The following is a 14,070-nucleotide window of genomic DNA, read 5'->3' on the forward strand; positions in this document are numbered from 1 at the left end:
CGTCATTCGGTCACCTGGTGCCAGCGGGAGATATCGGCGGACAGGCTGCTTACCACCTGATTCCAGTCCGGCGCCCAGATGTCCACGCCTTTCAGCGCCGCCTGCGACTGCTTGAAGTTATCGTCGGTCGGGGTGACGTCCTTACGCACCGGCATACCGTAGGAAATGGCGCTGACGCTGCTTTGCGCTTCTTTGCTCAGCAGGAAGTCGATCAGCTTTTTGCCGTTGGCGCTTTGCGGCGCGCCTTGCACCAGGCCGACATAGTAAGGCAGCACCAGCGTGCTGCGCTTGCCGTCCGGCCCGGCCGGCCAGAACACCTTCACGTTCGGGTTGCTGCGCATCTGCGCTAGGTTCATCTGCAGATCGCCGTTGGCCACCAGCAGCTCCCCTTTATTGACCAGCGCGGTCAGCTTGCCGGTGGAGGCCGAAGGGCCGACGTTGTTGCTTTGCAGCTTGCCGAGGTAGTCGAAACCGGCGTCTTTGCTGCCGAAGCTGTGGAACGCCTGCAGCATCACCGCGGTACCGTCACCCGCCTGGCCCGGCGTGGAGTACTGCAGCTTGTTGCGGAACTGCGCGTCCAACAGCTGTTGGTAGCTGGCGGGCGCCTGCGGCAGCAGTTTGGCGTTATAGATGAAGCTCAGGTAGTTGTTCACCAGCGGCACGAACTGCGGCTGGGCGTTGGCGATCTGCGCCGCATCCTGCGGGGTGAAGTCCTGCAGCAGTTTTTCCGCGGCGGCGCGCTGGATGAACGGTGGCAGCGTCACCAGCACGTCGGCCTGCGGGTTGCTGCGCTCTTTCGACAGCCGCTCGACGATGGCGCCGGAACCGCCTTCGACGTACTGCACCTTGACCCCGGTTGCCTGAGTGAAGGCGTCAAACTGGGTTTGATACCAGCTGTGATCGCCGTCGTGCAGGCCATCGGCGGAGTAGACGGTCACCACCGCATCGGCGGCCCAGGCCGGCGCGGAGCCGAGTGCGATGGCGGTCATCACGACCAGACGAGAAAGTTTCATAGCTTCAGCCTCACTGTTGCGGGTTAATGCGAAACTGGTATACACCAGATATGCGGCCAAGCTAATCGGCGAATATGACAAACAAATGAAAGCGGAAAAATATATTTACCGGCAACGGGGATTGGGCGTGGGAGAGAAAAGGGGGCGGCAGGCGCAGCCCCGATATTCAGGAGATTAAAGCGTATCGACCTCGATGCGCAGGCTGTCGTGGCGCCAGTATTCGATATCGAAATCGAGAATGCGGCCGTGCTGATCGTAATTCAAGCGGCGCAGCAATAAGGCGGGCAGGCCGACCATGGCGCCGAGCGCGTTGGCGGCGCGGTAAGGCAGGGCGGTCGGGTAGAACGACAGGTGCATGTTGCTGTAAATCAAATCGTAATGCTGCTGATAAACCTCGGTCAAGCTGCCGTTGAGATCGTGGCGGAGCAGTTCCGGCACCCGCTGCGGCAGGCAGTGGTTCTCGCAATAGCAGATGGCGCGGCCGTCGGCATAGCGAACGCGGCGCAGCAGATACACCTGATCGAACGGCTCGAGCGCCAGCGGCTGCATCACGTCGAGCGGCACCGTGGTTTTTTCGCCGGACAGCAGCGCGGTACGCGGCGTGCGCCCTTGCTCCTGGCAGAGGCGGTGGAAGTTGGTGTTCTGCGTCGGATCCAGCCACAGCCGTTCCGGCGTGACGAACCAGCCGCGGCGATCGGCGCGGTAGATGGCGCCGGTGGCTTCCAGCTGCGCCAGGCTCTCGCGAATGGTAACGCGGGTGGTAGAGAAGATGGCGCACAGCTCGCGCTCCGAAGGCAGCTTGTCGCCCGCCTGCAGCGCGCCGCGGGTGATGCGCGCCTGAAGCTGATCCTTGATCTGCAGGTAATGGGGCATATCGCCCTGATGTTCTTTCATTTCATCTCGCTATGGCATCGGCCCGACATTCCGGCACGCGCTTATTATACATAGCCAGATGAATTTTTTGTTTCACCGCGCTTTGTCGTTTGACCGGGGAAGGAATTTGCCGCCACAATGCCCGCAATCTGGTATAGACCAAATAGGTGAATGACATGTCCGATCGTAACTACCTGCTGTTGACCCCCGGTCCGCTGACCACATCGAAAACGGTGAAAGAGGCGATGCTGTATGACAGCTGCACCTGGGATGAAGATTACAACCTGGGCGTGGTGCAGCGCATCCGCCAACGGTTGGTGGCGCTGGCGACGCCGTCCGCCGGTTACACCGCGGTGCTGCTGCAGGGCAGCGGCAGTTTTGCGGTGGAAGGCGTGTTGGGCACGGTCATCGGCCCGCAGGACAAGCTGCTGATCGTCAACAACGGCGCCTATGGGGCGCGAATGATCGAAATGGCGCGGCTAATGGATATTGACCACCACGCTTTCGACTGCGGCGAGGTCAATGAGCCGGACGTGGCGGCGATGGAGGCGGTGCTGAAAAGCGATGCGCGCATCAGCCATATCGCCATGGTGCACTGTGAAACCACCACCGGCATGCTCAACCCGCTGCAGAAGGTCGCCGGTCTGGCGGCGCGCAACGGTAAAACCTTTATCGTTGACGCCATGAGCAGCTTCGGCGGCATTCCGTTGGATGTGGACGCGCTGGGCATCGATTTTCTGATCAGCTCCGCCAACAAATGCATTCAGGGCGTGCCGGGCTTCGCTTTCGTCATCGCCCGCCGCAGCGAGCTGGAGAAATGCGCCGGCCGTTCGCGCTCGCTGTCGCTGGATCTGTATGCCCAGTGGCGCTGTATGGAAGACCAGGCCGGCAAATGGCGCTTTACGTCGCCGACCCACACCGTGCTGGCCTTCGCGCAGGCGCTGAAAGAGCTGGAACACGAGGGCGGTATTGCCGCGCGCCACCACCGCTATCAGACCAATCAGCGTCGGCTGGTGGCGGGCATGCGTGAACTGGGCTTTGAGACCCTGCTGGACGATGCGCTGCACTCGCCGATCATCACCGCGTTCTATTCGCCGAAGGCCGACACTTACCGCTTCGCCGAGTTTTATCAGCGCCTGAAGCAGCAAGGCTTCGTGATTTATCCCGGCAAAGTGTCGCAGAGCGACTGTTTCCGCATCGGCAACATCGGGGAAATTTATCCGCAGGATATCGAACGCTTGCTGGCGGCCGTCGGGCAGGCGATGTACTGGAATCAATAAGGATTGACCATGAAACAGATCAACGCAGTGATCCTCGACTGGGCCGGCACCACGGTGGACTTCGGCTCCTTTGCGCCAACGCAGATTTTTGTCGAGGCGTTCAAGCAAACCTTCGATATCGACATCAGCCTGGCGGAGGCGCGCATTCCGATGGGGCTCGGCAAATGGCAGCACATCGAGGCGCTGGGCAAACTGCCGGCGGTCGACGCGCGCTGGCGGCAGAAGCTGGGCCGCTCGATGAGCCACCAGGATATCGACGCGCTGTATCAGGCGTTTATGCCGCTGCAAATCGCCAAAGTGATCGACTTTGCCGATCCCATCGAGGGCGTGCCGCAGGTGATTGCCGGGCTGCGCGAACAGGGCATCAAAATCGGTTCCTGCTCCGGTTATCCGCGCGCGGTGATGGAGGTGCTGGCGCCGGCCGCCGCGCAGCGCGGCTATGCGCCGGATTATTGGGTCGCCACCGACGATCTTGCGGCCGGCGGCCGACCGGGGCCGTGGATGGCGTTGCAGAACGTCATCGCGCTGGGCATCGATGCGGTGACGCACTGCGTGAAGGTCGATGACGCGGTGCCGGGCATTGCCGAAGGGCTGAACGCCGGGATGTGGAGCGTCGGGCTGGCGCTGTCCGGCAACGAGTTCGGCGCTACCTGGTCGGAGTACCGTCAAATGGCGGCAGGGGAAATAGAGCAGCGCCGCACGGCGGCCGCCGATAAGCTGTACGCGGCGGGCGCGCATTATGTGATAGACACGCTGGCGCAATTACCGGATGTGATCGCCGATATCAACCGGCGGCTGGCGAACGGCGAGCGGCCGTAACGACCGAACGCGGGGCATAAAAAAACCGGGGATAATCCCCGGTTTTTTCGATCTGAGAGGGCGTTAGCTGTGAGCCAATTCGACTTCGTCTTCGCTGTCCATCACGGCTTTGTCGGTTTGCTTCATCAGCTGGCTGGTGATGGTGCCTGCCGCCATGGAGCCGTTGACGTTTAGCGCGGTACGGCCCATGTCGATCAGTGGTTCGACCGAGATCAGCAGCGCGACCAGCGTCACCGGCAGGCCCATCGCCGGCAGTACGATCAGCGCGGCGAAGGTGGCGCCGCCGCCCACGCCCGCCACACCGGCGGAGCTGAGGGTGACGATGCCAACCAGGGTGGCGATCCACACCGGATCCAGCGGGTTGATGCCGACGGTCGGCGCAACCATTACCGCCAGCATCGCCGGGTAGAGACCCGCACAGCCGTTCTGGCCGATGGTGGCGCCGAACGACGCCGAGAAGCTGGCGATGGATTCCGGCACGCCCAGACGACGGGTCTGCGCTTCCACGTTCAATGGAATGCTGGCGGCGCTGGAGCGGCTGGTGAAGGCGAAGGTGATCACCGGCCACACCTTGCGGAAGAACTTCATCGGGTTAACGCCGGTGAAGGCCAGCAGCACAGCGTGCACCACGAACATGATGGCCAGGCCGATGTACGAGGCCACCACGAAGCTGCCGAGCTTGACGATGTCGTGAATGTTGGAACCGGCGACCACTTTGGTCATCAGCGCCAGCACGCCGTACGGCGTCAGCTTCATGACCAGACGCACCAGCTTCATCACCCAGGCCTGCAGGGTGTCGATAGCCACCAGCACGCGCTCGCCTTTCGGCTTGTCGTCTTTCAGCAGCTGCAGCGACGCCACGCCGAGGAAGGTGGCGAAAATCACCACGCTAATGATCGACGTCGGGCTGGCGCCGGTCAGATCGGCGAACGGGTTTTTCGGGATGAACGACAGCACCATCTGCGGCACGGTCAGATCGGCCAGTTTACCCACGTAGTTGGTCTGGATCGCCGTCAGGCGCGCGCTTTCCTGCGCGCCCTGCACCAGGCCTTCGGCGGTCAGGCCGAACAGGTTGGTGACCAGCACGCCCACCAGCGCCGAGATCAGCGTAGTGAACAGCAGCGTGCCGATAGTCAGGACGCTGATTTTGCCCAGAGAAGAGGCGTTATGCAGCTTGGCCACCGCGCTCAGGATCGAGGCGAACACCAGCGGCATGACGATCATTTGCAGCAGTTGCACATAGCCGTTGCCGACGATGTTGAACCAGCTGATGGATTCTTTCAGTACCGGGTTGTCGGCGCCGTACACCAGCTGCAGGCCCAGACCGAATACTACGCCGACCACCAGGCCGACCAGCACTTTTTTCGCCAGGCTCCATTGCTTGTGGCGGGTTTGCGCCAGCAGCAAAAGAAGCGCGACAAACACCAGCACGTTAATCACGAGCGGAAGATTCATCCCCAATGTCTCCAATAATCTTTCTTATAAAAACGACTACGCATCACGTATGTCGCGATGTAAATATCGTAACAGTTTGCTGAGTGGCCTACTTATATCCAAATGGAATTTGATATAGCTTTTTGTGTTTTTTTGTTTGTTTTATATACACCAAGATGATGGATTGGGCGTATTTTTGTGATCAGAGTCTGATATTTCTGATTTGCTCGACATAGGATTGCACCGGCAGGGTGAAATCGCCTTGCCAGCAGATGGCAAACGCCACCAGGCACAGACACAGTACGCGCTCCAGCTGGTTGCCTTTTTGCGAGTTGAGCAGGGGCAGGCGAAAACGCCAGCGGCACGGCCACAGCAGCGGCACGCCGGCGGGCGTGAGCATGTCGGCCAGCAGATGGCTGAAGTAACCGATGATCATGGCGTGCATCGCATCGGCCGGGATCGGCCAGCTACGCGGCACGTCCAGCTGAAACAGCGCCATGCCGCCGGCGATCGCCAGCAGGCTGTGGGTGAAACCGCGGTGGCCGAAGGCGCGGGCGATGGGCAGGGCGATCCAGCGCAGGCGCTGGCCCAGTACCGACTTGGGGTGATCGATGTCCGGCAGCAGCGAGGTGAGCAGCGCGGCGGGTATGATGTGCCACCAGTCGCCGGTAGCCAGCTCTGGCGTCACTTCCGCCTTCTTGGCGAAGATCGCGCAAGCGACAGAGAAAATGAGATGTCCTTCCGCGGTCATGCTGTTGCGATTCCGGCTGGTAAACTGTTAATTTATCCAGTATATGGGAAAATTCCCAGTAGTGGAAGCAGTTACCCTGTAACCAATTGTTTATTTTTCCCGGTTTTACAACGGCTTGTTACGGTGCTGCGTAACAAATCATCGATTTTGACTGGCGAGAACAAAAAGCGGGCGATGGGCGATGCATGAAGATGAGAAAAAAGACGGTGGCTTGGCGTGTGGCGGGAGGAAGCGGCGGCCTTGAACCGCGCTGCGTGGCAGTGACAACGCGCCGTGGGCCGTCGCTTTCCCTGCCACCCAGCATAATAACAACAGCATGCCGATTCAATAATAATGAAACGATGTTTCGTTTGTTTTGCGGCACGGATCCCTTTTATGGCGCAGAGCGGAAAGCCAGGGCGCCGGTGGCCGGCGCCGCAGGTCAGGCAAAGTGGGCGGGAGTGAGCTGTTCCAGGGTCTCCAGCTTGTGGTCCGCCAGCGCCCAGCGCGGATCGTGACGGTATTCGGCCGCCGGGATGACGATGGAACGCATGCGTGCGGCCTTGGTGGCGATCATGCCGTTAAAGGAGTCTTCCAGCGTGATGCAGCGCAGCGGATCGCTGCCCAGGCGCTCGGCGGCGATCAGGTAGACCTCAGGGTGTGGTTTGCTGTACGGCAGGTATTCGGCGGAAACCAGCTGATCGAAGTAACCTTCAAGATCGAACATCTTCAGCACCTGCTGTTGCATGTGCAGCGGCGAGGCGGAGGCGAGGCCAATGTTCAGCCCCTGGCTGCGGCACAGCTCCAGCGCCTGCTGAACGCCCGGCAGCAGCGGGCGCGTCTCGTGCACCAGCTCGATGGCGCGCTCGATAATCCGCGCCGACACCTCATCGAGCGAAACCCCTTGCCACGGCATCGCCTGGTACCACATCTTCACCACCAGATCGATGCGCAACCCCAGCGTGTCCGGCAGCTTGTGACGGTCAGACAGATCCAAACCCAGCGCGCCGAAGATATCCAGCTCGGCCTGCAGCCACAGCGGTTCCGAGTCGATCAACAAGCCGTCCATATCAAAAATTGCGGTTTCAATGCGTTGCGAATAAGCCATTAACGGTTAACTCCTGCCGGCGCGGGTGAATGTGCCCGACACTTTATCATCGCCGGTGACGAGACTAAAACCTTTGCCTGCGCGTTTGGCTTTTGCCAAAACGCAGGATATTCCACGCCTCGCGCAATTTTAGCCACCAGCGCTGATATTGACGCTCGGTGACCTGTTGCAACATGCGTGCGTAGTCCAGCACCAAACCCGGCGTCCAGGTCATGCTTTCGCCGCGGCTGCGCAGTACCGCCAGCATCCACAGATTGGGATCGAGCACCAGCAACAGAAAGCGGCGCCACAGATGTTTATCACCCAGCACGCCTTCCAACGCGCTGTCGAGCGCGCCGATGACCGTGGTGGAACAGTTGCGTCGGGTCAGATTGTAGGTGGCGTCTTGCCGATAACGCAGCCAGAATGCGCGCAGCGCCGCCGGGTTATAGCGGTAGAATTGAATTTTCTTGTCCGGTGGGCACCAGGCGGCGATCTCACCCGGCAGGTCGGGCAGGAAACGCCCGTCGACGTTGTTCTGCTCGCCGGCATGCAACAACTGGCGGAAATCCTGAACGGAATGGCTGATGTCGTTGAGCGGGTAGTGACTGATATACACATCCGGCGCGAGCGCCAGGGCGGCATGACCGGTGGATATATTGCCGCCGCCGTCGACCGCCGCGATGTATCGGTCGACGATGTAACGCCGGCGCGGATCTTTAGCCGCACCAATCGGTGTCCAGACGTACACCGTGAGTGGCGCAGTCTCATCCTCCGGGTGCGGTGGCTGCCGCGCGGGGTGCTGATTCAGAGAGAAGCTTGTCAGTCTCCGGGCGATACGCAATAAGGCCCAGCCGGAAAGCACCATCATCACGCCGAGGCAAAAGGGCACCGTCATCCGATGCGGCGCCGGCCAGCCGACAAAAATCATCAACGAAAGCAGGATCTCGCCGCCGCCCGCTAGCGCCACGCCTTTCCATCGACTGTGTTGAATCACCGTGGAGGAGGCGATGCGCACGGCGCCGTCAAGCAGCAGCGCGCTGCCAAACACCACGGTGGCGACGATGTTATCGTCTGCGGGCACGTCCAGCATTAAAAAGGCCATAAACACGAAACCCAATCCCTTCAGCAACACCGGCCTGCTGGCCGAAGAGCCGATCACCAGCGCAGCGGATATCGCCACCAGCCCCTCCAGCGCCAGGATGACCGCCAGCGCATCCAGCGCCAGCACCGACCGGCCATCCTGCAGGATGTCGAACAGCATCAGCGCCCCTGCGGCTATCCACAGCCAACCGAACAGCACCAGCAGGCGGCGCTGGCCGTGCAGCGCCTGCGCGCCCAGCAATAAGATAATCAGTCGAATCATGGCGGCCTCTGTCCGAATGGATAACGTTACCCCTTCAATGATAGTGTGCCGGCGCCGTTAAGTTTTTGATTTCGACGAATTCGGCTAAGCTTGTAGCACAGAGGGAGTGAAGAAAACGGTGGGCGAGTTTCGCCAACAGCAGGTAGACTTAGCCGATTCGGTTACGTCGCTAACAAGGGGAACACATGACGTATCAACAGGCCGGGCGCATCGCCATTTTGAAACGCATTCTCGGATGGGTGGTTTTTATCCCGGCGTTGCTGTCAACGCTGATTTCCGTGCTGGGCTTTGTCTACCAGCACAGTGAAAAAACCAAGGGCATCAACGCAGTGATGCTGGATTTTGTCCACGTGATGGTGGACATGGTGCGTTTCAACACGCCGTTCCTGAACCTTTTCTGGTACAACTCACCGGTGCCTGACGTGGATAAAAGCCTGTTCAGCGGCGCCAATCTGATGTTCATCATCATCTATATTCTGATCTTCGTCGGGCTGGCGCTGCAGGCCTCCGGCGCGCGCATGTCGCGTCAGGTCAAGTTCATCCGCGAAGGGTTGGAAGACCAGATGATCCTGGAGCAGGCCAAGGGCAGCGAAGGGCACACGCGCCAACAGCTTGAGGAGCGCATTACGCTGCCGCACCACACCATCTTCCTGCAATACTTCCCGCTGTACATCCTGCCTATCGTGATTGCGGTGATCGCCTGGTTCGTGATCCGCCTGTTGGGGCAGTTGGCCGGCGCGGCCTGAACCATGATCGGGGCGCCGCACGGCGCCCCGGTACGTTACGACGCCTCGGGCTGCAGCAGCGCCTCCACCGCGCGTTGGGCAGCCACCAAATGCTGGCCGCCGAACAGGTTGCTGCGGTTGAGCAGGTAGTACAGCTGATACAGCGGCTGGCGCTCGATAAATCCGGCCCCCAGCGGCCACACGCTCTGATAGCCGTCGTAGATCTGCGGCGGCAGCTCCGGATGCAGCGGCAGCATCGCCAAGTCGCACTCTCGGTCGCCCCAGTAGCTGGCCGGATCGAACAGGATCGGCCCGTTGGCGGTCATCGCGCAGTTGCCCGGCCACAGGTTGCCATGCAGCAGCGAAGGCTGCGGCTGGTGGTGCTGCAAGCGCAGATACACCCGATCGACAATGTCGTCGATGTCGCCGAAGGTCATGCCTTTTTCCGCCGCCAGCTGCAGCTGCCAGCCGATGCGCTGTTCGGCGAAAAACTCCGACCAGCGGCGCTGCCAGGCGTTGGGTTGCGGGGTAGTGGTCAGATCGCTGTCGAAGTCGAGACCGAACTGCGGTTGCTCGCTCCACTGATGCAGGTGCGCCAACTGCTGGCCCAGACAGTAGGCGCCGTGGGCGTCGAGGGGTTTCAACTGCTGATACTCCAGCAGCAGGAAGCTGTAGTCGCGATCGCTGCCGACGCCATACACTTCCGGTACCCGCACGCTTTTGCTGCGCGCCAGCAACGCCAGCTGATCGGCCTCGGCGGTGAATATCGGCAGTTGCTCACGGGCGTCGCATTTCACGAACACCTCGTTGTCACCGTAACTCACGCGCCACGCCGGGTGAATGTCGCCCCCGGGCAGTTCAATCCTTTCGCGTATCTCTGCGCTGCCAAGATGTTCACTTAACAGACGGCTAACGGCTTGCCACATGGTATTTCCCCCTCTGTGCTGCCTGATAATTCATTAGGTTAGCGTCTTTCCCGTGGTGAAAACACGACGCGGCGCACAGCCGGCGTCAAAGGCGGCGATTTTTTCAGCGACTCGCCAGCTCAAAGTATATACCCTATTGATTAATTTAAGCGCAATACCGATTGCAACTTGATGACAACGGATAAGCCAGCGGAGGAATAGGATGCGGCGGGGCACACCGCCGCATCAGAGGGGCGTTTAACTGCCCATCGGGGCATTTTGGTTACCCTGTAACGGGCGCAGCTTGCTGTACAACAAGGCGACAACGAACAGCACGGCCTGCACGATGACGATACAGGGCCCGGTGGCGCCGTCGATATGGAAGCTGATCAGGGTGCCGAGCACGCAAGAGAACACCGACACCACCGTTGCCACCATCAGCATGCGATCAAACCGGCGGCACAGCATAAAGGCGATGATGCCGGGGGCGATCAGCATGGCGATCACCAGGATCACCCCCACGGCCTGCAGCGAGGCGACGATGGTCATCGCCAGCAGGCAAAGCAGCCCGTAGTGCAGCAGCTTGACCGGCAGGCCAATCACCCGGGCGTGGTGCGGGTCGAAACAGTACAGCATGAAGTCTTTGCGCTTGAGCAACACCACCGCCAGGGTGATGCCGGCAATCAGCAGGGTTTGCTTCAGCTCGCCGTCGGTGATGCCCAGCATGTTGCCGAACAGAATGTGGCTTAGGTGTTGGTCGGTGTCGATGCGCGAGAACAGCACCAGGCCGAAGGCGAACATGCCGGAAAAGACGATGCCCATCACCGTGTCTTCTTTCACCCGGCTGTTCTCTTTCAGGTAGCCGGTGGCCACCGCGCAAAAGATGCCGGAGAGGAAGGCGCCGATCGCCAGCGGGATGCCGACCACGAACGCCACCACGATGCCGGGCAGCACCGCGTGCGAGATGGCGTCGCCCATCAGCGACCAGCCTTTGAGCACCAGATAGCAGGAGAGCACGGCGCACACTACGCCGGTGACGATGGCGGCGACGATCGCCCGCTGCATGAACGGGTAGGCGAAGGGTTCGCTGAGCAGTTGATACAGGGTGTCCATCAGCGGCCTCCGGTTTGCGAATGCGCCACACGGCGCCGGGACGCCAGCAGGCCGTGTTTCGGCGCGAAGAAGAACGCCGCGAGGAACACCAGCGTTTGCAGGGTGACGATCACCCCGCCGGTGGCACCGTCGAGGAAGAAACTCAGGTAGGCGCCGATGCCGCTGGTCAATGCGCCGATGATGATGGCGATGATCACCAGCCGGCTGAAGCGGTCGGTCAGCAGATAGGCGGTGGCGCCCGGCGTGATCACCATGGCGATCACCAAAATGGCGCCGACGGTTTGCAGCGCGGCGACGGTGCAGGCGCTGAGCAGGGTGAAGAACAGGATCTTCAGCTTCAGCGGCGACAGGCCGATCGATACCGCGTGGCTTTCGTCGAAGAACACCGCCAGCAGGTCTTTCCACACCAGACACAGGATAAGCAGCGAAACGCCGATGATGATTTCCACCTGCAGCACGTCTTCGTCGGCGATGCCGAGGATATTGCCGAAGATGATCGACTGTACGTTGACCGAGGTGGGGTTGAGCGACACGATCAGCAGGCCGACGGCGAAGAAGGTGGAGAAGATGAAGCCGATGATGGCGTCTTCGCGCAGGCGGGTGATGTGGCGCACCAGCGTCATCGCCAGCGCCGCCAGCATGCCGGTAAAGAAGGCGCCGGCGGCGTAGGGCAGGCCGAGGGCGTAGGCGCCGGCCACGCCGGGCACCACCGAGTGCGACAGCGCATCGCCCATCAACGACCATCCCTTCAGCATCAGATAGGCGGACAGGAACGCGCAGGCGGCGCCGACGATGGCGCTGACCCAGATGGCTTTCACCATGTAGTTATAACTGAAAGGTTGCAGCAGAAGGTCCAGCATCAGGATTGTTTCTCCCTGGCCTGGCTGTTGGCCGGCGGATCGCTCTTGGTGTGGCCGTAGAACACCGCCGGGCGCTCATCGTCGGTCAATACCGTAACGGTGCGCGGATCGTTGTCGTCGTGCAGATCCGGGCCTGAGAGGTTGATATGGCGCAGCACGCCGCCGAATGCCTGCTCCAGGTTGCTCTGCGTGAAGGTGGTTTCGGTTGGGCCGGCGGCCAGCACCGTGCGGTTGATGAGGATCACCCGATCGCAAAACTCCGGCACGCTGCCGAGGTTGTGGGTGGAGACCAGGATCAGATGCCCCTCGTCGCGCAATGCGCGCAGCAGCTCGATAATGGCATTCTCGGTTTTCACATCCACGCCGGTGAACGGTTCATCCAGCAGCAGCACCGTGCCCTGTTGCGCCAGCGCGCGCGCCAGAAACACGCGCTTTTTCTGGCCACCGGACAGCTCGCCGATCTGCCGACCGCGCAGCTCGCTGAGGCCGACGCGCTCCAGCGCCTTGTCGACCCGCAAACGATCCTCGCGCGACGGAATGCGCAGGAAATTCATCTTGCCGTAGCGGCCCATCATCACCACGTCTTCCACCAGCACCGGGAAGTTCCAGTCGACGTCTTCGGTCTGCGGCACGTAGGCGATCAGATTCTTTTTCAGCGCGTCCGCCACCGGTTTGTCGCTCAGCGACACCCGGCCGGCGGTGGGTCTGACCAGGGCCATGATGCTTTTGAACAACGTCGATTTACCGCTGCCGTTGACGCCGACCAGTGCGCAGATCGAGCCGCCGCTCAGGGTAAAGCTGGCGTTGTGAATGGCGGTGTGTCCGTTGTTGTAGGTCACGGTGACGTCGTCCACGTTCAATTCAGGGCGGACAAACGGTTCATGGGTCATTGATCGAATCCTTTGGCGATGGTTTGCACGGTGGTGTTAAGCAGGTCGATATAGGTCGGCACCGGGCCGTCGCGGGTGGACAGCGAATCCACGTAGAGCACTCCGCCATATTTGGCGCCGGTTTCTTTCGCTACCTGCTTGGCCGGCTTGTCGGAAATGGTGCTTTCGCTGAACACCACCGGAATATGGTGGGCGCGCACCGCGTCGATTACCCGGCGCACCTGCTGCGGCGAACCTTGCTCATCGGCGTTGATCGGCCACAGGTAGACTTCTTTCAGCTGATAGTCCTGCGCCAGGTAGCTGAAAGCGCCTTCGCTGGTCACCAGCCAACGCTGTGCGGTCGGAATGCGCGCCAGGCGTTCGCGCAGTGGGGCGTCCAGTGCGCCGATTTTCTCTGCGTAGGCTTTGGCGTTGCGGTTATAGGTTTCCGCATGTGCCGGATCGTGCTCCACCAGGGCTTTGCGAATGTTCTCGATGTACACCAGCGCGTTGCTTGGCGACATCCAGGCATGCGGGTTCGGGTTGCCGTTATACGGCCCTTCGCGGATCGGCAGCGGGGTGATGCCTTCGGTCACAACCGCCGCCGGCACCTGTTTGATGTTTTCGAAGAAGCGCTGGAACCAACGTTCCAGGTTCATGCCGTTCCACAGGATCAGGTCGGCGTGCTGCGCTTTGACGATGTCGCGTGGGGTCGGTTGATAGTCGTGGATCTCGGCGCCCGGCTTGGTGATGGATTCCACCACGGCGGCGTCACCGGCCACGTTCTGGGCAATGTCCTGAATGATGGTAAAGGTCGTCACCACGCGCAGCTTTTTATCCGCCAGCGCGTGTTGACTGACCAAGGCGGTGCCGAGCAGCAGGCAGGCGAGCGTAAAAGGGCGTAACAGTGCGGCAGCGCGGGAAGGGCGACTGCGACGAAAAGCGCAACTTATCAATGGCATGATGACGTCTCCTGGTTCAAATGAAAATGATTAT

14 protein-coding genes are annotated in these 14,070 nt (G+C 60.9%); 3 read left to right on the forward strand and 11 right to left on the reverse strand.

The annotated features are described in order from the left end of the window. Window positions 1-2: 2 nt before the first annotated feature. Entirely contained in the window at window positions 3-1,013 is a 1,011-nt protein-coding gene (locus QMZ29_RS05355) for a 2-aminoethylphosphonate ABC transporter substrate-binding protein (RefSeq protein ID WP_049205185.1), read from the reverse strand. A gap of 174 nt (window positions 1,014-1,187) precedes the next feature. Next, entirely contained in the window at window positions 1,188-1,907 is a 720-nt protein-coding gene (gene phnR, locus QMZ29_RS05360) for a phosphonate utilization transcriptional regulator PhnR (protein WP_033633223.1), read from the reverse strand. Window positions 1,908-2,062: 155 nt separating this feature from the next. Here phnR and phnW point away from each other — a divergent pair, with 155 nt between their 5' ends. Both phnW and phnX read left to right on the forward strand, forming a co-directional pair. After that, the gene (gene phnW, locus QMZ29_RS05365; protein WP_049209394.1) at window positions 2,063-3,166 is read left to right on the forward strand and encodes a 2-aminoethylphosphonate--pyruvate transaminase; all 1,104 of its coding nucleotides are present in this window, start codon (window positions 2,063-2,065) and stop codon (window positions 3,164-3,166) included. A gap of 9 nt (window positions 3,167-3,175) precedes the next feature. After that, window positions 3,176-3,985, forward strand: a complete 810-nt coding sequence (phnX, locus tag QMZ29_RS05370; RefSeq protein ID WP_261425713.1) for a phosphonoacetaldehyde hydrolase — start codon at window positions 3,176-3,178, stop codon at window positions 3,983-3,985. A gap of 63 nt (window positions 3,986-4,048) precedes the next feature. Here the strand turns inward: phnX and QMZ29_RS05375 are convergent, their stop codons facing one another. The 4 genes from QMZ29_RS05375 to QMZ29_RS05390 form a co-directional block, all read right to left on the reverse strand. Next, on the reverse strand, window positions 4,049-5,440 hold the full coding sequence (locus tag QMZ29_RS05375; RefSeq protein ID WP_025302598.1) for an L-cystine transporter: 1,392 nt from the start codon (window positions 5,438-5,440) through the stop codon (window positions 4,049-4,051). A gap of 181 nt (window positions 5,441-5,621) precedes the next feature. Further along, window positions 5,622-6,170, reverse strand: coding sequence for a metal-dependent hydrolase (locus QMZ29_RS05380; protein WP_141997901.1), 549 nt, complete (start codon window positions 6,168-6,170; stop codon window positions 5,622-5,624). Window positions 6,171-6,591: 421 nt separating this feature from the next. Further along, window positions 6,592-7,257 (reverse strand): hexitol phosphatase HxpB, encoded by a 666-nt coding sequence (hxpB, locus tag QMZ29_RS05385; protein WP_043143363.1) that lies wholly within the window; start codon window positions 7,255-7,257, stop codon window positions 6,592-6,594. A gap of 64 nt (window positions 7,258-7,321) precedes the next feature. Then, window positions 7,322-8,602, reverse strand: a complete 1,281-nt coding sequence (locus QMZ29_RS05390; RefSeq protein ID WP_282980707.1) for an HdeD family acid-resistance protein — start codon at window positions 8,600-8,602, stop codon at window positions 7,322-7,324. Between the two features lie 185 nt (window positions 8,603-8,787). Between QMZ29_RS05390 and QMZ29_RS05395 the strand changes: the two genes are divergently transcribed. Then, on the forward strand, window positions 8,788-9,348 hold the full coding sequence (locus QMZ29_RS05395) for a YniB family protein (protein ID WP_033638308.1): 561 nt from the start codon (window positions 8,788-8,790) through the stop codon (window positions 9,346-9,348). A gap of 35 nt (window positions 9,349-9,383) precedes the next feature. Here the strand turns inward: QMZ29_RS05395 and QMZ29_RS05400 are convergent, their stop codons facing one another. From QMZ29_RS05400 to QMZ29_RS05420, 5 genes are all read right to left on the reverse strand, one after another. Beyond that, window positions 9,384-10,253 carry a fructosamine kinase family protein gene (locus tag QMZ29_RS05400; protein ID WP_049295465.1) on the reverse strand — a complete coding sequence of 290 codons (870 nt, stop codon included), beginning with the start codon at window positions 10,251-10,253 and terminating at the stop codon, window positions 9,384-9,386. 237 nt (window positions 10,254-10,490) lie between these two features. Continuing rightward, on the reverse strand, window positions 10,491-11,345 hold the full coding sequence (locus QMZ29_RS05405; RefSeq protein WP_025302603.1) for a metal ABC transporter permease: 855 nt from the start codon (window positions 11,343-11,345) through the stop codon (window positions 10,491-10,493). Continuing rightward, complete coding sequence (gene yfeC / locus QMZ29_RS05410; RefSeq protein WP_015377686.1) at window positions 11,345-12,205, reverse strand: iron/manganese ABC transporter permease subunit YfeC; 861 nt, start codon at window positions 12,203-12,205, stop codon at window positions 11,345-11,347. The genes QMZ29_RS05405 and yfeC overlap by 1 nt, the downstream gene beginning before the upstream one ends. Next, on the reverse strand, window positions 12,205-13,095 hold the full coding sequence (locus QMZ29_RS05415; RefSeq protein WP_261425717.1) for a manganese/iron ABC transporter ATP-binding protein: 891 nt from the start codon (window positions 13,093-13,095) through the stop codon (window positions 12,205-12,207). The genes yfeC and QMZ29_RS05415 overlap by 1 nt, the downstream gene beginning before the upstream one ends. Continuing rightward, window positions 13,092-14,036, reverse strand: coding sequence for a metal ABC transporter substrate-binding protein (locus QMZ29_RS05420; RefSeq protein ID WP_025302605.1), 945 nt, complete (start codon window positions 14,034-14,036; stop codon window positions 13,092-13,094). The genes QMZ29_RS05415 and QMZ29_RS05420 overlap by 4 nt, the downstream gene beginning before the upstream one ends. Window positions 14,037-14,070: the final 34 nt, after the last annotated feature.

The organism is Serratia sp. PF-27 (assembly GCF_030053255.1).
Classification (GTDB): Bacteria; Pseudomonadota; Gammaproteobacteria; order Enterobacterales; family Enterobacteriaceae; genus Serratia; species Serratia bockelmannii.